This is a genomic window from Paenibacillus sp. JT22N12, assembly GCF_056269365.1.
This window is the reverse complement of sequence record NZ_JBWDNU010000010.1, coordinates 119,119-138,693: the sequence shown is the minus strand read 5'-3', so window position 1 is coordinate 138,693 and position 19,575 is coordinate 119,119. Positions and strand designations below refer to the sequence as shown.

18 protein-coding genes are annotated in these 19,575 nt (G+C 51.0%); 9 read left to right on the top strand and 9 right to left on the bottom strand.

From position 1 onward, the window contains the following. Positions 1-285: 285 nt before the first annotated feature. Positions 286-894 carry a DUF2087 domain-containing protein gene (locus tag AC0YOA_RS28325; RefSeq protein ID WP_475789481.1) on the top strand — a complete coding sequence of 203 codons (609 nt, stop codon included), beginning with the start codon at positions 286-288 and terminating at the stop codon, positions 892-894. Positions 895-923: 29 nt separating this feature from the next. Here the strand turns inward: AC0YOA_RS28325 and AC0YOA_RS28320 are convergent, their stop codons facing one another. The 3 genes from AC0YOA_RS28320 to AC0YOA_RS28310 all read right to left on the bottom strand — a co-directional run bounded on the left by AC0YOA_RS28320 (position 924) and on the right by AC0YOA_RS28310 (position 4,928). After that, complete coding sequence (locus AC0YOA_RS28320; protein ID WP_475789480.1) at positions 924-2,141, bottom strand: CapA family protein; 1,218 nt, start codon at positions 2,139-2,141, stop codon at positions 924-926. 220 nt (positions 2,142-2,361) lie between these two features. After that, positions 2,362-3,789, bottom strand: coding sequence for a S41 family peptidase (locus tag AC0YOA_RS28315; protein WP_475789479.1), 1,428 nt, complete (start codon positions 3,787-3,789; stop codon positions 2,362-2,364). 194 nt (positions 3,790-3,983) lie between these two features. Continuing rightward, on the bottom strand, positions 3,984-4,928 hold the full coding sequence (locus AC0YOA_RS28310; RefSeq protein WP_475789478.1) for an aldo/keto reductase: 945 nt from the start codon (positions 4,926-4,928) through the stop codon (positions 3,984-3,986). 139 nt (positions 4,929-5,067) lie between these two features. Here AC0YOA_RS28310 and AC0YOA_RS28305 point away from each other — a divergent pair, with 139 nt between their 5' ends. The 8 genes from AC0YOA_RS28305 (at position 5,068) to gpmA (ending at position 13,219) form a co-directional block, all read left to right on the top strand. After that, positions 5,068-5,916, top strand: a complete 849-nt coding sequence (locus AC0YOA_RS28305; RefSeq protein ID WP_475789477.1) for a helix-turn-helix transcriptional regulator — start codon at positions 5,068-5,070, stop codon at positions 5,914-5,916. A gap of 89 nt (positions 5,917-6,005) precedes the next feature. Further along, complete coding sequence (locus AC0YOA_RS28300) at positions 6,006-6,806, top strand: Cof-type HAD-IIB family hydrolase (protein WP_475789476.1); 801 nt, start codon at positions 6,006-6,008, stop codon at positions 6,804-6,806. 245 nt (positions 6,807-7,051) lie between these two features. Next, the gene (locus AC0YOA_RS28295) at positions 7,052-8,578 is read left to right on the top strand and encodes a spore germination protein (RefSeq protein WP_475789475.1); all 1,527 of its coding nucleotides are present in this window, start codon (positions 7,052-7,054) and stop codon (positions 8,576-8,578) included. Positions 8,579-8,589: 11 nt separating this feature from the next. Further along, positions 8,590-9,789 (top strand): Ger(x)C family spore germination protein, encoded by a 1,200-nt coding sequence (locus tag AC0YOA_RS28290; RefSeq protein WP_475789474.1) that lies wholly within the window; start codon positions 8,590-8,592, stop codon positions 9,787-9,789. Between the two features lie 6 nt (positions 9,790-9,795). Continuing rightward, positions 9,796-10,020, top strand: coding sequence for a hypothetical protein (locus tag AC0YOA_RS28285; RefSeq protein WP_210038214.1), 225 nt, complete (start codon positions 9,796-9,798; stop codon positions 10,018-10,020). 21 nt (positions 10,021-10,041) lie between these two features. Beyond that, a complete protein-coding gene (locus tag AC0YOA_RS28280) occupies positions 10,042-11,157 on the top strand; it encodes a GerAB/ArcD/ProY family transporter (RefSeq protein ID WP_475789473.1) in 1,116 nt (371 codons plus the stop codon). Between the two features lie 132 nt (positions 11,158-11,289). After that, positions 11,290-12,432, top strand: coding sequence for a stalk domain-containing protein (locus AC0YOA_RS28275; RefSeq protein WP_475789472.1), 1,143 nt, complete (start codon positions 11,290-11,292; stop codon positions 12,430-12,432). A 55-nt stretch (positions 12,433-12,487) separates the two neighbouring features. Next, positions 12,488-13,219, top strand: coding sequence for a 2,3-diphosphoglycerate-dependent phosphoglycerate mutase (gpmA, locus tag AC0YOA_RS28270; RefSeq protein WP_475789471.1), 732 nt, complete (start codon positions 12,488-12,490; stop codon positions 13,217-13,219). Positions 13,220-13,335: 116 nt separating this feature from the next. On the opposite strand, the gene AC0YOA_RS28265 is transcribed toward gpmA, so the two are convergent. From AC0YOA_RS28265 to AC0YOA_RS28240, 6 genes are all read right to left on the bottom strand, one after another. Next, complete coding sequence (locus AC0YOA_RS28265; RefSeq protein WP_475789470.1) at positions 13,336-14,406, bottom strand: sulfate ABC transporter substrate-binding protein; 1,071 nt, start codon at positions 14,404-14,406, stop codon at positions 13,336-13,338. Positions 14,407-14,467: 61 nt separating this feature from the next. Further along, positions 14,468-15,532 (bottom strand): sulfate/molybdate ABC transporter ATP-binding protein, encoded by a 1,065-nt coding sequence (locus tag AC0YOA_RS28260; RefSeq protein ID WP_475789469.1) that lies wholly within the window; start codon positions 15,530-15,532, stop codon positions 14,468-14,470. 3 nt (positions 15,533-15,535) lie between these two features. Further along, positions 15,536-16,333: a sulfate ABC transporter permease subunit gene (locus tag AC0YOA_RS28255; protein ID WP_210038208.1), complete on the bottom strand. Its 798-nt coding sequence runs from the start codon at positions 16,331-16,333 to the stop codon at positions 15,536-15,538. Then, positions 16,330-17,136, bottom strand: a complete 807-nt coding sequence (gene cysT, locus AC0YOA_RS28250) for a sulfate ABC transporter permease subunit CysT (protein WP_379114083.1) — start codon at positions 17,134-17,136, stop codon at positions 16,330-16,332. The genes AC0YOA_RS28255 and cysT overlap by 4 nt, the downstream gene beginning before the upstream one ends. A 188-nt stretch (positions 17,137-17,324) precedes the next feature. Beyond that, the gene (locus AC0YOA_RS28245; protein WP_475789468.1) at positions 17,325-17,957 is read right to left on the bottom strand and encodes a YigZ family protein; all 633 of its coding nucleotides are present in this window, start codon (positions 17,955-17,957) and stop codon (positions 17,325-17,327) included. Positions 17,958-17,987: 30 nt separating this feature from the next. Continuing rightward, positions 17,988-19,337, bottom strand: coding sequence for a glucose-6-phosphate isomerase (locus AC0YOA_RS28240; protein ID WP_475789467.1), 1,350 nt, complete (start codon positions 19,335-19,337; stop codon positions 17,988-17,990). Between the last annotated feature and the right edge of the window lie 238 nt (positions 19,338-19,575).

Genomic DNA, 19,575 nt, shown 5'->3' with positions numbered 1-19,575 from the left:
AACGGAAGTTGTCTGAATGGAGTGCAGGTAACAATTGAATACGATTGAAAGCATCGGATAGGGCTCCTGGTTGTCACAGACAAGCAGGAGCCCTATTTACGTGCAAATTCTCAAAGTCATCAATATCCCCGCCAAAAGCCCCTGCTAATCGGATTTCTCCCATAAAGAACGATGTTCACCCCTCCAGCACGACCCATTGATGATCCATTCCCTTTAATTGTTGACATTCTGTATTTAATTAGAATATTATCTAATTAGATATTAATCTAATAAGGTGGTTGTGAAATGCTCCAGCTGGATAAAATCGTTAATTATCACAAAGCATTGGCCGACCTGACACGCGTCCGGATGATCATTCTGCTGGCCGCAGGCGAGATGACCGGTCAGGAGCTGGCTGAAAAGCTGTATCTTTCGACGGCGACCATTACCCATCATGCCGCCAAGCTGCGCGCCGTCAGTCTGCTCCATGAACGGCGGGAGAAGAATGCGATTTATTTTTCGCTGGATCGTTACTTTCTCAAGCAGTATGCCGGCGCCATGCACGATCTGCTTCAGGAACAACACAACAAAATAGAGGAGACATCAACGATGGATGAGAAGAATGAACGTCTTAAACAGTCCGTTCTGCGCAATTTCTTTAGCGGAGACGGGAAGCTGAAGCATATTCCGGCACAGCTCAAAAAGAAACGGATCGTGCTGGAGAGTCTGGCTGAACGCCTGGTGGAGGGACGGTCTTATTCAGAGCAGGAAATAAACGGCTTCATCAAACAATTCCATGATGACTTCGCCACCATCCGCCGCGAGTTTATCATGCACGCTTATCTGTACCGCGACAACGAGGTATATGAACGCAACCCCCGCTCGATGTGGGAGAAATGGGAGACCCTTTCGTAACGGACTGCCGGGGAGGAGCGCAGCCGGACTTACTTCAAAGTCTGCGCCTGTCCCGATGCCTGTATCGTGTTGCCCTTAACCTCCATGCCGTACGATATGGCCTCCAGATAATCCAGCTGATTATGGATGTACGCCTTCTCCCTCGGAATGATCTGATTATTCTTGATGTAGAAAGGGTCGAACTGCATGGTGACCTTGCCTTTCTGGAGTGTTAGATTCAATAGACCGGTGTCTGCTGTACGCCCCTTCACATAATCCGGAAACAGAAAGTTTCCAATGGAATAGGCAATCGGCTTGCTTTTATAGGACTCGAAACCCTGAAGCACATGAGGGTGGCTGCCGATAATGGCGTCTGCGCCGGTATCGATCATTTCTTTGGCAAACTTCCGCTGCCATGCTTCCGGACGGTTGTTTCGCTCAATCCCCCAGTGCATATATACGATCAGGTAGTCCGCTCCTTCCCGTTCGCCCGCAATGGCAGCCAGCACCTTCTTCTGGTCATAGGCTCCGGCCACACCGGGTCTCTCTCCTTCAGCTACCCAATTAAGCTCCGGCAGGAAGCGGGAAAAGGCCAGGTATTTCACTGTCACGCCCTTCACCTTGACTGTTCTGGCCGAAAAGGCTTCATTCTCATTGCGGCCGGCTCCCACTGGTATGAGGTCGTATGCCTCCAGATGGTCCAGCGTATCCAGCAGACCCTTCCGCTGGAAATCCAGGACATGATTGTTTGCGACCGAAATAACGTCAAAGCCGGCATTTTTGATCCCTTTGAGCGAAATCGCATCCGATTTGAAATTGAAGATTTGACTTGTATCCTTATTCTTCTCATTCGTAACGGCTGTCTCCAGATTGACAAAGGCAATATCCGCTGCCGTTACCTTCTTCTTTACATGCACAAACGGATAATCGGGTCCTTTTTGCGCAATAGCCTTCTTCACCGACGCATCCATCATTGCATCACCGGCAAAAACCAGATGAATGGGCTCCTTATTGGCTGCAATTGGTGCTTCTATGTATTCGGGGGGTGTCTGCATGTCTCCAGGAGGTATTGGAATATCTTCAGGCTCTCCGGTATTTGCCTCCGCTGCTTCCGGATAGCTCCCTGCTCCCTGTACGGCTTGTTCATTGGGACCGGTTGGATCAGCTGCTTCACCAGGCGCTTCGCCTGTTACAGGAAGAAGTATGAGCAGCACTGCCAACACAATCAGCACAGACACAGATATAGAAAAAAACCATTTTTTGCTCATATAATCACCTTCCGTCACGGTTTCCTCTATGTAAGCTATTGCTTCGGGCATCGCTTCATTCATCAAATATAACGCAGACTTTTTTCCGCATCGTTTCAACTTGTATCGGTGATGTAAACCATCTACAGTAACTTTATACCTTATCATACAGAAAAAGGCAAACGGATGCGACCGATTCAATCGATCTTTTCCGTTTGCCTCATCATGCTTGCTTATCTTCTTAACTGGCTGGCCCCGTCCGGAGAACATCCAGGGCTTTGGCCATCTGCGGGTCTTCCTGCTTATATTTCTCCATTAAACGCGTCGTCATCCGGTAGGCTGTCTTGTCGTTCACAACCCCGTTATCCGGCAGCGCCTCATCCCGCTGGAACTTCTTCACCGCCGTTGAAGTTGCATCATCATAGATGCCGGTTCCGGCGCCGACGTCATAACCAAGCGTCTTGAGCATGCTTTGAACCGTCTGCACCTTGTCCCCATAATCCCCCGCTTTGATCTGCAATCCCGCCGGAAGCCTTGGCAGAAGCGTGTAGGAGGGCGCTTCGATGGCGATATTCGGCTCGATTCCCTTCTTGTGAATCCACTGCCCGTCCGGAGAACGCCACTGGGCTTCCGTAAGCTTAAGCACAGAGCCGTCCTTTAATTGTCTGAAGTTCTGGACGATCCCTTTGCCGAATGTTTTTTGGCCGACCACTGTTGCGTTTGCTGTTGTTTTGAGTGCTGCGGTCAGCACCTCCGCCGAGCTTGCCGTGTTGTCGTCGACCAATATCGCGATCGGGAGCGTCCATGGTGTTTTTTGCTCTGATTTATGCGTAATAACCTGCTTCTCGCCTTTATAAACCACCTGGAGAATCGTCTGTCCTTTGGGTACGAACAGATTGGCAATTTCAACGGTTGGGGTCAGCAGCCCACCCGGATTGCCCCGTAAATCAATGAGCAGCGATTTCATGCCAAGCTCCTGCAGCTTCGTGACCGCTTCCTTGAACTCGTCGCCCGTTTTCTCTGCAAAGCGGGTAACGGTAATTTCACCGATCTTGTCCGCCTTCATCTCATACGTGACCGTATGTACGGGCACGGCCCCCCGGGTAACGGGAACATCAAGCGGCTCATTCATTCCCTGGCGGCGGATCGTCAGCTTCGCAATCGATCCTTCCTTGCCCTGAACCAGCTGCTTGAGCTCCTCCAGCGTGATGCCTTTGACCTCTTTGCCGTCCACCGACAGAAACACATCGCCGGATTGCAAGCCTGCTTTTTCCGCTGGAGCCCCTTTTATCGTATTCTCAATGATGAATTCCCCGTCCTGTTCCCTTATCTCAACCCCGATCCCGACAAAGGTATCCTCGTAGGACTGTACATACTGCTCGCCCTTATCCCCGCTTAAATAAACGGAATACGGATCATTCAGCGAGGCAACCATACCTTCCGCGGCTCCTTCGACAAGCGCCTTGGATTTGGCTCCGTCCAGAAAATTATCCATAATTTCGTTATAAGCATAGGACAAATTGTGGAAAGTCGATTCCTTCAATATGGGATACTGCACCGTCATTGATATACGTCCACCGATAAAACCGATAACACATGCCACCACAATAAGCAGAACCATATTCACATTCCGCCGCTGCTTTGCTTCCTGCTGACCATACAAGCTCATCTTCAATCACTCCGTTCCGACACAAGGAATCTGCTACTCACTTTATCGCATTCCCCGGTCAGCCGCAAGGCTTGGCGCACAGTCCAAAGAGCCCTTCCTCATCCAATGTCATCAATGCGACAAATATCCGCATGATCCTTGGTTAAAGAAGGGCTTGAGGCTTGAGAAAAATGCAAATCCGGCATGTTTTATTGCTATTCAGCAGCCAGAGCTTCCTTCGCCAGGCTCAGCCAGGCCAGTTCGTCCGCAGTCAAAGCAACGGGAAGCGCCTTGATGCTGTCATAAAGCTCCGAGGTTTGATGCGGACCTATGATCGCCGCAACCGGGAACGGCTGGTTCAGCACATACGCCAGGGCGATATGGTTCGCGCTGACGCCATATTTGGCGCCCAGCACGGCCGCACGGCGCTTGCGCTCCCAGTTCTCGGCGCTGTAGTATACCCGGACCATATCGGCATCCTGTGTGATCTCAGGCGCATAACGATCCGTAAAGAAGCCCCCGGATTGGGAGGACCATGAAATAATCGGCAGCTGCGAATGCTCATGCCACGCCTCATCCTCGGCATAGGTCGAGACGCATCCCGCCCAGCGCGGCTCGATCGGCTTGGCCAGGCCAAGGTTGGGGCTGCTGCTGGCAAAGCCTTTCATGCCGTTCTTCTCGGCATACGCGTTCGCCTCACGGATACGGCTTACCGTCCAGTTGGAAGCCCCGAGGGACAGGCAGCGGCCTGCGGCAATCTGATCGTTCAAGCCTTCAAGAATATATCCCACATGGACATTGGGATCGTCGCGGTGAAGCATGTATATATCGACGTAATTGGTTTTGAGCCGTTCCAGCGATTCGACCAGGTCGCTCTGAATACAGGTCTTGGTCATCCGGGACTGCTCATACGGATGGGCTCCTTTGCCGATCAGAACGACTTCGCTGCGATTTCCCCGTTCCTCCATCCACTGCCCGACAGCCTGGGCCGTTTTTGCGCCATAGATATGTCCCGTATCGATTGCATTCCCTCCTGCTGATACATAGGCATCAAGCAATTCGCTGGAGTAATCCATCTTATCGATACTGAGCATCATGGATCCCTGCACCAGCTGGGAAATCCCCAGCTGAACATCTTCCACCCTGATTTGCTTCATCATCCAAAATCCACTCCCTATTGTCATATATTGATTATTATAAAGCAGGATTAACGGCAGTAAAATCGAAATATATTGCAATGACTAATACAATATTGATAAAGACATCGCTTTCAAAATAAAGGAGGCTTCCTCGGCGCAAATGGAACATCTTACACTGCCCATGGTTCGGCGGGACCGTTACTACTGCTTCCCCGAATCCGCCGGTTACTATAAGGAAATCCGGAACCACAAAGAAAATCGATCCTTCGGCAGCCTGCTGGAATTCAATCTCCATCTGGTTACAGCCGGCCAGGGCTTTGTGGAGGAAGAGAGCGGCCTCCAGGAGCTCAAGGCCGGCGACGCTTTTCTTTATTTCCCGGGTGATAAACAGACCTATTACAGCGATCCCGCGCATGCCTGGAGTGTAAAATGGATCCACTTCTACGGCAGTGGAGCATTCGCCGATCTCACGGAGCGCGGCTTTCACCGGTCGGTTGTTTGGCGAATCCGCTCACCCAAAATGCTTGAAAGCCGGATGGACGACCTGCTGCAGCAAATCCAGCGGCATAAATCACTGTATCCCACCAGCCTGTCGATGCTGATGTATGGAATTATAGCCGAATTAATCGAACAAGCAGAGCCGCTGTCGGCTCATACACCCGGCGAGGAGGCCAGTGAGCGCATCCTGCTGCTGCTCCCTGAGCTGCAGGCCGCTGCTTCCGCCTCCTTCGACCTGAATACATGGGCCGCAAAGGCCGGCACGAACCGTTACGCCTTCTGCCGATGGTTCCGGAGAGCCACAGGTCAAACACCGCTTGAATTCGTCACCATGTGCCGGATCGGCAAAGCCAAGCAGCTGTTAATCGAGAAGCACAGCCTGGCAATAAATGATGTAGCGCAGCTCTGCGGGTATGAAAGCCCGAGCTACTTCAACAAACGATTCCTGCAAAGCGAAGGAATGACGCCTACAGCGTACCGCAATCTGTTTCTGACAGGCCGCCGTTCTTAAAGGTTTCGTAAAAAACGCTTGTCCGCCGTATCAATATCCGATACAATCAATGAAAACCTTAAAGAGAGAACAGGAGCAGGAATAACCATATGTATAAACTTATTGCCATTGATGTGGACGACACCTTGCTGACCGACGATCTGACCGTCACGCCCGGGACCAAAGCCGCACTGACGGAAGCTATTGAACGGGGGGTATTTATTACACTCGCCACCGGCCGCATGTTTCCCTCAGCCAAAAAAATCGCCATGCAAATCGGCTTTGATGTGCCGATCATCACCTATCAGGGCTCGCTTATCAAGACACTGATGGATGAGCAGGTTTTATATGAGCGAAGCGTACCCAAGGACGCCGCCCAGCAGCTGTTTGATTTCTGCAGGGAACGCAAGCTGCACCTTCAGCTGTATATCAACGATGTACTTTATGTGCAGGAGGATACTGAGCTTGGCCGCGGGTACTCTGCGCTCTCCAAGATTCCGTTTGTCGTCGAGCCCGACTTCAATAAATTGATCGATCAGCCTTCAACCAAGATGCTGATTATCGATGACCCGGCTTACCTGGACGAAATTGCGCTGGAGCTGGCGCCGCTGATTGGAGATCGTGTGCATATCACCAAATCCAAGCCCCATTATCTGGAATTCATGCACAAGGAAGGGACCAAAGGTCATGCGATCGCCTTTATGGCCGAACATATCGGCTGCAAGCTCGAAGAGGTGATCGCCATCGGCGATTCATGGAATGACCACGAAATGATCGAAGTTGCCGGACTCGGCGTGGCGATGGGCAATGCGCTTCCCAAACTCAAGGAAATTGCTCAATATGTAACCCGGTCCAACAATGAAGAAGGCGTACGTCATGTCATCGAGAAATTTGTACTTGATCCGTCCTGATTCCGTTATCCGGTTCGAATGAAAGCCGCATTACAAGCAGAATTCTTGCTTGTGATGCGGCTTTTTTTGTGTAAAAGGATCCATTTATATATGGGTCAACGAACATGCGACTCCTTCTCGCTGCAAAGGACCGACGTCAGCTATTTAATTCTGCTTTTAAATAAATTCTTCACCCCTTGGTGATAATAGGAAAACGCAAGAGACCTGATACATAATAACGATATCCCCCTTCGAGGAGGAGAGAAATGGAAGCCGACAACAATAACAGCACCGCCAGACCATTACATGAAAACCTTAAAGAGAATATAACACATATTTATCGTGTCATGGGTACGAGCCCCGATTTGATCATCAAGGAGATTTCTTTATCCGGGACCGTCTCGACAGCCCTGATCTATATCGATGGTCTTGTAGACGTCAAAGAGCTGCACAACTGTGTCATTAATAATCTGATGTCTTCCAAAAGTATCCCGAGCGTTCAGGAAATGAATTCAAAAAGCAGCAGCGTTCTGGCTTATATCAGGAATGATATCCTGATGGCAGGAGATATAAGCATATTGGGTGACCTGGATACCATGATGACTTATCTCTTGTCCGGCGATGCGATCCTCATGGTGAACGGCTTTCGGGAATGCCTGCGCATCGGGGTAGCCGGATGGGAGTGCCGAAATGTCTCCGAACCGATCACACAAGCAGTGGTACGCGGCCCGATGGAAGCCTTCAATGAGAATCTGCGAACGAATACCGCCCTGGTCAGACGCAAAATACGTGACCCGCAATTATGGATGGAAGAGCGCCATATCGGTAAGGTTACGCAAACAAGCGTGGCCATTATGTATTTGAAAAATATTGCGAATGACAAAATTGTGGAGGAAGTGCGAACAAGGCTGGACCGGATCGATATCGACGGTATATTAGAGAGCGGCTATATCGAGGAATTGATTCAGGATAAGACGCTTTCGCCATTCGCCACGATCTACAACAGCGAAAGGCCGGACACCATTGCTGCAGGTATTTTGGAAGGCCGGGTGGCCATTCTCATCGACGGAACTCCCTTCGTGCTGCTTGTTCCAGCCCTTTTCGCTCAATTCTTTCAATCAGCTGAGGATTATGCGCAGCGCGCCGATGTCAGCACATTGCTGCGGCTTATCCGTTATTTAGCCTTTTTCATCTCCTTGCTGGCTCCTGCAATGTACATCGCTATTACGACCTTTCATCAGGAGATGCTTCCCACTGATTTGCTTATTAATCTTGCCGCCCAGCGCGATGGCGTTCCATTTCCCGCATTCATAGAAGCGCTTCTCATGGAGATCACATATGAAATCCTGCGTGAGGCTGGCGTGCGGATGCCCAGGACAGTCGGGCAAGCGGTATCTATCGTGGGAACGCTCGTTATTGGACAGGCGGCAGTGGAAGCCGGGATTGTGTCTTCGGTTATGGTTATCATCGTATCCATAACGGCAATCTCGAGCTATGTCATTCCGGCAACAAGCATGTCCATTTCCGTTCGGATGCTCCGTTTTATACTGATGGGCCTGGGCGCCTCCTTCGGTCTCTTCGGCATTCTGGCCGGAATCATTGTGCTTATTCTCCATCTATGCTCGCTGCGCTCCTTCGGGATCCCTTATATGAGTCCGTTCGCTCCTTTTAATCTGGCGGATCAGAAGGATACCCTATTCCGGGTTCCATGGTCTTCCATGTTAAAACGACCTCGGCTTATCAGTCAAAAAAATATTGTTCGGCAGCAAGCCGGAAATAAATCAGACAAATAAAGGAGTCCAATATGAAATGTATATGCAGATGGATATTGGCTGTTTGTTTGATTGTCATGTGCTTAACCGGCTGCTGGGACCGGCGCGAGCTCAGTGATCTTGGAATCCAACTGGGGACGGGATTTGATAAAATCGGCGATAATTATCAGGTTTCCGTCCAAGTCGTTAACCCCTCAGCCGTTTCAACGAAAAACGGCAATGGCAGCAGGTCCCCTGTTGTTATGTATAAAGCCTCAGCCCCAACATTATTCGAAGCCTTCCGTAAACTTACGTTAACAAGTCCACGAAAAATTTATGGGGCTCACATTCGCGTTCTGGTCATTGGTGAAGCATTGGCCCGGGAAGGAATCTCCAAAATCCTGGACTTCCAGACCCGGGTTTCGGAACCGCGGCCAGACCTCTTCGTGATGATTGCCAAGAACGGCACTGCTGAAAATGTTCTGAAAATCATGACGCCTCTGGAGGAGATTCCGGCAGTCAATATGTACAGCTCGCTTGAGGCATCCTCCAAGGTCTGGGCCACAACCGCGGATGTGACACTGGATAAGCTTGTAAGCCAGTTAATTACCGATGGTATCAATCCCGTACTGACGGGAATCAACGTAATCGGCAATCAACGCACCGGAGAGAAGGAACAGAATGTCAAGGAAATCGACAGCACCGCACGCTTGAAGTATTCCAATCTTGGCGTCTTCAAGGGGGACCGTCTGATCGGCTGGTTAGATCCGGAAGAAACCAAAGGCTTCAATTACATCATGAATAATATAAACACCACTGTAAATAGAGTGGCCTGTCCGGATGGAGGAAATCTCACGATAGAAGTCTACAACTCCAAGACCTCTACTAAAAGCCAGATCAAACAAGGCAAGACTCTTATGAACATTAATGTGAATATTACGGCAGACATTGGGGAGGTTGAATGCGATATCGATTTGACAAGCCCGCCCGTGATCAATCAACTGCAAAAACAAGCGGAGAAAGAAATCAAGCAGCAGATGGAACAAACCATGGCTCATGTGCAGGGAAAATATAAGAGCGATATTTTCGGATTCGGCCAAGTGATCTATCATTCTCATCCGAAAAAATGGAATCAGCTGAAAAAAGATTGGGATGTGGAATTCCCGAGGATCAAGGTGAATTACCAAGTAAAGGTAATCATTCGGAAGCTGGGAGCCATAGGCAACCCGATTACGAAGGAATTGAAGGAGTGATGCTTTGTGATGATGCTAATTGCTGTCCTGATATTCGCCCTGGCAGCGGCTGCACTTGAACTGCCGGTCCTGATCAGGAAACGGTGGATCAAAGAAACCGTCATTTTCTCCGTTCTGTTCGTCGCTGGGATCGCTCTGAGCATAGCGTCCGTTAAATCGGTTCCATTACCAAGTCCACTAATCGTACTCAAGATGGTCTATTCCCCGATTAGCAGCTGGATTTTCAACTAAGTTAGGAAAGGGTGGATATATTTGCGTGAACATGGAAAAATCAGCATCCAACAAATAACAATCCTCGTCATCTTCACTACAATCGGGGATTCCATCCTCTTCCTGCCTTCCATGATGACAACAGCGGCCAAACAGGATTCATGGTTATCCGTACTGCTGGGCATTCCTATCGGTCTGTTCATCTTGTGGCTGATGCTGCGGCTAAGCCGGATGGAGGCCAAATCGACACTATTTCAAATGAACCAGAAGCTCCTGGGTCAATTTTTCGGCGGGATTCTATCGGTTCTATTTCTGATGTTCTTTCTCGTGCTTACTTCGGGGATGCTGCGTGAAATCAGCGACTTCATTACGACCATCATTTTGCCGCAAACCCCGCTTTATGTGATTCACTTTATGATGATTATTGTGATGCTGTTCGGGATTAAATTGGGGCTGGAGCCCCTCGCAAGGGCAAGCGAGATTTTCTTCCCCTGGTTTCTGCTGTTCTTTTTCTCCCTGGTTCTGCTTCTGCTGCCCCAGATAAAACTGACGAATATGCTCCCGATACTGGGCAGCGGAATTGGCCCCGTGCTGCATGGAATGCTCTACTCGGTTGCCTTCCCGTTCTCGGAGCTTCTCGTGTTTCTGGTAATTCTTCCCTATGTCAATGAGGGTACGCATCTGCAGAGGGATCTGCTGCTTGGCTCCTTGTTCGGGGGAATGATCATTTTCATTCTGGTCCTGCTATCCACACTGGTACTGGGACCGACTATGAGCTCTTTTCATATCTACCCCTCTTACTCATTGGCCAAAAAAATCAGCATCGGCCATTTTCTGGAGCGGCTTGAGGCCATGCTGGCCATTATCTGGATTTTCTCGATCTTTTTCAAAACCGTCCTGTATTATTACGCCACCGTTCTGGGAACAGCCCAGCTATTCCGATTGAAGGACTATCGTATGCTTGCTGCTCCCATCGGATTCATCTTATTCGGACTCGCCTTTTACTTCTCCCCCAATTACTCTTACCTGACGGAAATAACGGCAAAATATTGGCCTTTCTGGGATTACACCTATATTGCCGCCATCGTATTGCTGCTGCTGGTCAGTTACCTGATCAAAAAAAACAAACAAAAGGCGTCTTCAATTCCTGAGAGCTGAGTCGGGCAACGGGGTATTCAACCCTGGTTCATTCGGGTTAAAAATAGTTATGTGTTTTAACCATTTTGTTACTTTATAAGGCGCCCGTATCACTTATAATTATGTTATATCATGCATCATGGAGGGATCTAGATGACCCAACACCGTTTGACGAGCAATTGCCTGAGAATACTGGTCCTTGGAGCAATTAGCAGCCTGATGTTCCATGCCGGCACCCCGCTTTCTTTTGCCAGTGGGAACGGGATTGCTGACACAATCGATGTCGGCAGCCCCTTAGCCAACCAAAAAACATCCGCCATCAAGGTCTCCGCAAAGACAATTAAAACAATTTCAAAAACGTATACCGCCAACGTCCAGTATCCGGTTATCGCTGGCCTGCGGAGCACCCAGTATCAGGGAGAGCTTAATTACCGCATCTCCGAGCTTGCCCGGCAGGATCTGGAGGCTGTCAAGAAACAGGCTGCCAGCGGTGCCGCAGAGGCGATCGATGCAGGTATTGATTTTATTCCCTATGATATCACGGTCAAGTATGAGGTTATGTCCGATGGAAGTCCCGGGAACAGCAATTATTTATCCATAAAAGTGCTTACCTATCTATTCACGGGAGGCGCTCATGGCATCACCCGCATGGATACCTATAATATCCGGAACTCCGACAAGCCTTCTCTTATCACGCTCAAGGACTTGTTTGGAGCCGATTACAAAGCAGTTATCAATAAAAAAGTGAAAGAAGAAATAGCGTCAAACCCCGATCATTATTTTCAGGATGCCTTCACAGGCATTACCGATGACCAGACCTTCTATGTGAAAGACGGCAATGCCTACATTGTATTTCAAAATTATGAAATTGCCCCGTATGCCGCAGGCTTGCCCGAAATCAAGGTTCCTTATGCCGGCGACAGCTCCTCCGGGGGCGGCCAATTGATTTCGCTGCCTGTGTTTATCAATGGAGTCAAGCTGGATCTCGGACAAGCGCCGCTGTTTACAAATGAGAGCGGTATCGTCATGGCTCCGCTGCGTCCCATCTCCGCCGCGCTTGGCTACAAGCTCAATTGGAAGGAAGCTTCGCAGCAGGCTGAGCTGTTCAAAGGCTCGCAGCTTATTACGGCAACCGTGGGTGAGGATTCCTACATTTCCGGCAAAAACGTCCTTCTCTCCCTGGAGACCGCCCCTGTTATTAAGAATGGAACGTTATATGTTCCGCTTGCTTTCTATTCCGGGCTGCTTCAGGCAAAGGTCGCTTATACAGCGACTGCAGTTATGATCACGGCCTGATTTTGCTCTTGACCAACGTACAAGACAGCGTCGACGAAAGGGAGACAACCCCGGAATGATTAAAATTGTACTGATACGCCACGGCCAAAGCCAGTGGAATCTCGAAAACCGTTTTACCGGCTGGACAGACATCGATTTGTCCCCCACAGGCTTTGAAGAGGCCCGAATAGCCGGGGGAATATTGCTGCGGAACGGCTATGTCTTCGATATCGCCTATACATCTTACTTGAAGAGAGCGATTCGCACGCTATGGATTATTTTGGATCAAATGAACTTGATGTGGATTCCCGTCTTTAAAACGTGGATGCTCAATGAACGCCACTACGGAGCCCTTCAGGGGTTGAACAAGGCTGAAACCGCTTTGAAATACGGGGATGAACAGGTTCATGAGTGGCGAAGATCCGTCCATATCCGGCCGCCTGCCCTGGAATTGACCGATACGCGCTGTGAGAGATCTGACCGCAGGTATGCGGGCATTGAACAATGTGTCCCGCTAACGGAGAATCTGGATGATACCAAAGCGAGGGCATTGGTCTATTGGAACGAAACCATTCAGCCCGCCCTGAAATCGGGCAGTCGGGTCCTGATCGCTGCTCACGGCAACACCTTACGGGCGCTTGTCCAATACCTGGATCAGATTCCCGAGGACGGGATTGCCGATCTCAATATTCCCACAGGCACCCCGCTGGTATATGAGCTGGATGACAATCTGAAGCCGCTGCGGCATTATTTTCTGGGCGAATCCGGCGAGGTGGAGGGAAGGTCCGTAACGGATCCTTTGACTTGAAGAATGGGTAGCGCAATCATACTTTCATATAGTGGATTACAAATGAGTTCACAGAGGAAAGCACCCTGCCGAAAGACCGAAGCAGAGTGCTTTTTTGCATGCTTTATTTCCAAGGATCATAGCCCCGCAAGCACTTGATACCATACGCCTTTAGGGGAATAGAGCGTATCCCGTACCTGGTCCCAGCCGCCAAGATAGCTGATGTCGAACAGATCCGCCGGCTGCTGATATTGGCCCTTCACCTCTGCCAGCACCTTATCGTCAACAGGTCGAAAGCCATAGTCGGCGAAGATATGCTGCGCCTCCGGGGTTTCCAGATAGTTCAGGAACGCTTCAGCCACCTTGCGCGTTCCGTGCTTATCCACGTTGACATCAACCACCGCAGCCGGATTCTCGATCAGAATCGTGGAGCTGGGCACAACGATCTCATATTTCACCCCTTGGTTGATTCGGGCAATCAGCTCATTCTCATATGTCACGATCACATCGCCTACACCGTATTCGAAAGCTGCCATCGAGGCGCGCCCGCTCTTATCGAGCGACTCCACATTGTGATGGATCTGTTCCAGAAAAGCCTTGGCATAGGCAGGATCCTTCTTGCCGGTATCCGCCTCCGACTTTTTGAGTCCGGCCCCGTACATCGCGTTAATGTCCCATTGGGCGCCCCCGGAGGTTTTCGGATTGGGGTAAAGCACCTTGATCCCTTTACGGGTCAGATCCGCCCAGTCATGGATGCCCTTGGGATTGCCCTCCCGGGTACCGAGAACGGCTATGGATCGTGTAATCATGCCATCATGCGCAATGGCCTTCTTCCAGTCATGCGTGATAAAGCCCGCCTTCTGGATTTTGTCGATATCGCCTTCCATCGCAAGCACGGCGATATCCGCCTCGAAGCCGCCGGCTATGGCTCTCGCCTGTGTTCCGGACGCTTCATAAGACTCCTGGAAATCAACCGTCTGTCCGGTTTCCGCCTTCCACTTCGCCTTAAACTTCGGAAGCAGCTCGGCAAAGGCATCCTTGGCCACGGAATAAGCGCCAATTACCAGCGTCACATCGCCCTTGGGCGCAGACGGAACGGAGCCATTCTGTCCCTGATCATTTCCCCCGCAGGCGGTGGCGATCATCAGGATTAGAATCGTACATGCAATACCGCTAATACGCCATCCTTTTGTCAGGGTAGGTTTCATTCATTACACAACACTTTCTGTCAGAGGCTGCTCTGCCCGAGATCCGCAGAGCACCTCCTTGTTAGATATGAATCGGCATGGGGTCTTCCTTCAGCTTATTCTCCATGATCCATGTGTCATTATCATTAAACAGATAGGCCCGGTGTATCAGCACACTGACCTCGTCTCCAGGCTGCAGGACTTCCTTCTCCAGCGAGCGGTACGTGATCAGCTTGATATCGCCAACCTCTACCTCAACCATCCACTCGCTGCCGCGGAAATGAACATGCTTGACCTTGCCCCGCGCAGTCGCAGATGCAATGCGGAATTCATTATGCCTGCCGATTTCGATATATTCCGGACGGATAAGCGCCTGGGTTCCCGGCCACTTGGATGCATCCTCGAAGCCCTTGAGATTCTCCACCTGCGATACGATCGTGGACTCTCCGATGAAGCTCGCCACAAACTGGGTTTGCGGATTTTTGTATATATCCCATGGCGACCCTTTTTGCTCCAGCCGCCCTTTATTGATAATCATAATCTCGTCTGCTACCTCGATGGCCTCATCCTGGTCATGCGTGACGAATATGGAGGTAATGCCCACACGTTCAATCATTTCCTTCAGCCATGTGCGAAGCTCGGAGCGGATCTTGGCGTCGATCGCTGCGAACGGCTCATCCAGCAGCAGCAATTGAGGCTCAGGCGCCAAGGCTCTGGCAAACGCGACGCGCTGGCGCTGGCCGCCGGACAATTGATGCGGCAGACGATGCTCGAAACCCTTGAGCCCCGTCAGCTCAACCAGGGTCATAACGCGGTCGCGAATGGCTCCCTTGGACTGCTTCTTCACCTTGAGGCCGAAAGCTATATTGTCGTAAACGGTCATGTGTTTGAACAAGGCGTAGTTCTGGAACACAAACCCGATCCCGCGCTCCTGCGGCGGCAGATCATTGACCCGTTTGCCGTGAAATACGATATCCCCGGAAGATGGCTGTTCCAGTCCGGCCAGCATGCGGAGAATAGAGGTTTTCCCCCCGCCGCTCGGTCCCAGGAGGCCAATCATCCTTCCCTTCTCTATGTCAAAGCTGACATCGCGCACCGCATGAAAATCACCGAATTGCTTGTTTAATCCGCGCACCTCGATATGCATCGTCTAATGCACTTCCTTTCGCTTTTTGGCCCATTCCATGAGCAGCAGAAGTCCGACAGAGAAAGCCGCCAGCACAAGCGCCACACCGTTTGCAGCCGTCACATTGAAATTCTCAACATCCTGATAGACGAGCGTTGTCGCTGTCTGTGTCTTGTTCATTATATTGCCCGAGACGACCAGCACGGCGCCAAATTCCCCCAATGACCGGGCGACGGTCAGAACGACGCCATAGATTACACCCCATCGGATTGATGGCCAGGTCACATGCCAGAAGGTATACCAGGAATAGGCGCCAAGCGTCGATGCGGCTTCTTCCTGCTGGGCTCCAATTTCCTGCAGCACCGGCATTACCTCCCGGACCATGAGCGGGAATGTAACGAACAGGGTCGCCAGAATCATCCCCGGCAGCGCATACACCACTTTAAAGCCGATATCCTCGAAGAACGTACCGATGATGGAGCTTGGTCCCAGCAGCAGCACAATCATCAGGCCGCCAATGACCGGCGAAACCGCGAACGGCAGATCGACGATGCTGTTGAGCAACTGCTTGATCCTTCGTCCCAGCCAGGTCGCCCGGACCAGATAAAGGGCCAGCATCACACCAAACAAGGTATTGATGGCCGTAACGACAAGGACAATAATGCCTGTCATCATCAGCGCGTTCAGCGCCTCCCTGCGGGTCAGCGCTTCAGCAAAGCCGCTCCAGCCATCCGCCCAGGCACCGGTGAATATCTTCACGATCGGCGCAATCAGCAGTATAAGAAATACGAGATACGTAAGCGGAATCCACAGCCTCTTCATTTGTCCGCCCTCCTCGTCTGAACGAGGTTGACGGCCCATAGAATAAGAAAGGATAGCGTGAGCAGCAGCACCGAGGTGGCGGCTGCACCCTGCGTATTGTCGCTTTCAATCTCACCAAAAATATAAACCGCTGCAATCAAGGTCTTGCCCGGAATATTGCCCGCCACAAGCACAACCGCCCCGAATTCGGCGAGCGCCCTGGAGAAGGCCAGCATCGAACCGCTCAGAATGCCTGGCAGCATCGACGGAAATATCACCTGAAAGAAGGTTCGGGCCTTGGAAGCGCCTAGCGTGTAAGATGCCTCCTCCTCCGATTTGTCCATCTCTTCCAGCAGCGGCTGAATCGCCCGGATGACAAACGGGAAGGTGACGAATACCATCGCCACAATTATAGCGGGTTCGTGAAAAACAATCTGAAAACCGAGATTATCGGCCAATCCCCCAACAAAGCTGTTAGGTCCCAGCAATAGCAATATCATTAATCCGCCGACAGCCGTCGGCAGCGCAAATGGCAAATCAACCAGACTGTTCAGCAGCCGCCGGCCCGGAAACCGGTAACGGATCAATACCCATCCGATCATGGTGCCCAGCAGCATATTAATAACAGTCGCAATAACCGAAAGCTTGATTGTGAGCAGAACCGCCTTCCACGCAAGTGGATCGGTGATGCTTTCCCAGAATGGCCCCCAGCCCAGAGTAAACGCTTGCGTGTAAATTCCGATAATCGGCAAAATGATTAAAACAATAAAATAAAGCATAATGGTGCTGCGAAAACCGAAACTCCACCAGCGGCTGCGCATCATAAAATTCAAGCTGACTTACCTCCCGGCGCTTTCCTTGTGGAATCGCGCTAATTCCCATTAAATTACTCGGTATTGATAATGTAGCAGATAGCTGCCTGTCCAGTCAATGCTTATATAAGAAATAATGATCGTATTTATGAGAAAAAATAAACTCCCCGGCCACATCTCCGGGGAGTTCAAATGAAGGGCTATTCCCCTTCGATATCATATTTGGTATTGCCGTTCGTAATGATCGCCCGCCCCTGGGTCACATCCGTCATCCAGGCTGTAAAACGCTCGGCCTCCGGTTCCTCCGGCAGGCAGGTCATTACCACACGGTCGGTAAACGCGGTGTCGCCGACCCTCCAGCCTTTGGCATGCAGCTCATTCTCCAGCTTGCCGTACCAAGTGTAATCCACATCCACGATCACCTCGCGGCGGAGGATCTTCACAATCGGCTGAGCCGCATCAATTGCCGCGACAGCGCCATCGGCATAGGCGCGAATCAACCCGCCTGCGCCGAGCATAATGCCGCCGAAGTACCGGGTGACCACGATAACGGAGTTTTTGAGCTCCTGGTGCTTCATCACTTCCAGAATCGGTTTGCCGGCTGTGCCGCTTGGTTCACCGTCATCCGACTGCTTCTGGCATTCGTCACGCTCACCGATCAGATACGCCGAACAATTATGCGACGCATCTCGATGCTGCCTCTTGATTTCATCGATGAAGGCGGCAGCTTCGGCTTCCGATTCTACCGGCTTGCCATGCCCGATGAAACGCGACTTTCTGATGACGATCTCGCCGCTTGCCTGCTGACGGAGCGTCTTGTATCGGTTCAGCATATCAGTTGCAAACTCCTTGCCGGCAGAGGATTATAGGCGTGCTTCCAGCTCGGCTTTTTCTTTCTCGAAACCAGGCTTGCCAAGCAGGGCGAACATATTCTTCTTGTAAGCTTCAACGCCCGGCTGATCAAAAGGATTCACGCCAAGCAGATATCCGCTGATCCCGCATGCTTTCTCGAAGAAGTAAACGAGATAGCCGAAAGTGTAAGGCGTAAGATCGGCAATATTGACGATAAAGTTCGGTACCTGACCGTCCGTATGCGCAAGCAGCGTGCCCTGGAATGCTTTCTTATTGACAAAATCCATCGTTTTTCCAGTCAGGAAGTTAAGCCCGTCCAGATTGTTCTCGTCATGACCGATCGTGATCTGCTCCTGGACATTCTCCACCTGGATCACCGTTTCAAAAATATTCCGGTTGCCCTCCTGGATAAACTGCCCCATGGAATGCAGATCCGTCGAGAAATCGACTGCCGCCGGGAAAATCCCCTTGTAGTCTTTGCCTTCGCTTTCTCCGAAAAGCTGCTTCCACCACTCTGAGACGAAATGAAGCGATGGCTCGTAATTGACGAGGATTTCAGTCGCTTTTCCTTTGCGGTACAAGGCATTGCGGGCTGCGGCGTATTGATAGGCCTCATTCTCGGCAAGATCCGGGCTGGCATAAGCCATCGAGGCGTCCGACGCGCCTTTCATCATGGCATCAATGTCAATGCCGGCAGCAGCGATTGGCAGAAGCCCGACAGCGGTCAATACAGAATAACGTCCGCCAACATCATCCGGGATAATGAATGACTCGTAGCCCTCTTCATTAGCCAGCTTCTTCAGTGCGCCCTGAGCACGGTCGGTTGTGGCGTAGATCCGTTTGCGCGCTTCTTCCTTGCCGTATTTGTTCTCCAGCGCTTCGCGGAAAATCCGGAAGGCAATGGCCGGTTCTGTCGTTGTGCCGGATTTGGAGATCACGTTGACCGACCAGTCGCGGCCTTCGAGCAGCTGCTGCAGATGGGTCAGATATGTAGAGCTGATATTGTTGCCGGCGAACAGGATTTGCGGCGTTTTGCGCTGTCCTTGCGGCAGTAAATTATAAAAGGAATGCGACAGCATCTCGATAGCCGCGCGAGCGCCCAGGTATGATCCGCCTATGCCGATGACAATCAGCACTTCGGAATCGGACTGGATTTTCGCTGCCGCCTTCTGAATGCGTGCAAACTCTTCTTTATCATAATTGTTCGGAAGATCAATCCATCCCAGGTAATCGGAGCCCGCGCCCGTTCCGTTATGCAGCTGGTCATGCGCCGCCCGTACCTGTTGGGTTAAATTGTCGATCTCGTGCTGACCAATAAAAGCAAGCGCCTTGCTGTAATCAAATTTCACTGCTTTACTCATGGGTGAAACCTCCTAAGTTTTTGGCGATACGTTCATGGATATCTTCCTGCCTGTCAGGGAGAAAAAGCACCTCGTAAGCATGTCCTACGATAGCATTAGAATAATGGATTTCCCAGGCAAAAACAAGGCTAGCGGAGACAGCTCCGGCCGTCCTCCAGCAGCTCCCGGTGTTCCGGGCAGGCAGGACACAGGCGGCAATTGAACGCGAAAACCACATATACGGCAGTTGTTCCCGAAG

What these genes read in the sequence shown, in the direction of transcription:
- AC0YOA_RS28325 (WP_475789481.1), top strand. Translation starts at nt 286, where the DNA reads ATGCTCCAGCTGGATAAAATCGTTAATTATCACAAAGCATTGGCCGAC.
- AC0YOA_RS28320 (WP_475789480.1), bottom strand. Translation starts at nt 2,141, where the DNA reads ATGAGCAAAAAATGGTTTTTTTCTATATCTGTGTCTGTGCTGATTGTG.
- AC0YOA_RS28315 (WP_475789479.1), bottom strand. Translation starts at nt 3,789, where the DNA reads ATGAGCTTGTATGGTCAGCAGGAAGCAAAGCAGCGGCGGAATGTGAAT.
- AC0YOA_RS28310 (WP_475789478.1), bottom strand. Translation starts at nt 4,928, where the DNA reads ATGATGAAGCAAATCAGGGTGGAAGATGTTCAGCTGGGGATTTCCCAG.
- AC0YOA_RS28305 (WP_475789477.1), top strand. Translation starts at nt 5,068, where the DNA reads ATGGAACATCTTACACTGCCCATGGTTCGGCGGGACCGTTACTACTGC.
- AC0YOA_RS28300 (WP_475789476.1), top strand. Translation starts at nt 6,006, where the DNA reads ATGTATAAACTTATTGCCATTGATGTGGACGACACCTTGCTGACCGAC.
- AC0YOA_RS28295 (WP_475789475.1), top strand. Translation starts at nt 7,052, where the DNA reads ATGGAAGCCGACAACAATAACAGCACCGCCAGACCATTACATGAAAAC.
- AC0YOA_RS28290 (WP_475789474.1), top strand. Translation starts at nt 8,590, where the DNA reads ATGAAATGTATATGCAGATGGATATTGGCTGTTTGTTTGATTGTCATG.
- AC0YOA_RS28275 (WP_475789472.1), top strand. Translation starts at nt 11,290, where the DNA reads ATGACCCAACACCGTTTGACGAGCAATTGCCTGAGAATACTGGTCCTT.
- gpmA (WP_475789471.1), top strand. Translation starts at nt 12,488, where the DNA reads ATGATTAAAATTGTACTGATACGCCACGGCCAAAGCCAGTGGAATCTC.
- AC0YOA_RS28265 (WP_475789470.1), bottom strand. Translation starts at nt 14,406, where the DNA reads ATGAAACCTACCCTGACAAAAGGATGGCGTATTAGCGGTATTGCATGT.
- AC0YOA_RS28260 (WP_475789469.1), bottom strand. Translation starts at nt 15,532, where the DNA reads ATGCATATCGAGGTGCGCGGATTAAACAAGCAATTCGGTGATTTTCAT.
- AC0YOA_RS28255 (WP_210038208.1), bottom strand. Translation starts at nt 16,333, where the DNA reads ATGAAGAGGCTGTGGATTCCGCTTACGTATCTCGTATTTCTTATACTG.
- cysT (WP_379114083.1), bottom strand. Translation starts at nt 17,136, where the DNA reads ATGATGCGCAGCCGCTGGTGGAGTTTCGGTTTTCGCAGCACCATTATG.
- AC0YOA_RS28245 (WP_475789468.1), bottom strand. Translation starts at nt 17,957, where the DNA reads ATGCTGAACCGATACAAGACGCTCCGTCAGCAGGCAAGCGGCGAGATC.
- AC0YOA_RS28240 (WP_475789467.1), bottom strand. Translation starts at nt 19,337, where the DNA reads ATGAGTAAAGCAGTGAAATTTGATTACAGCAAGGCGCTTGCTTTTATT.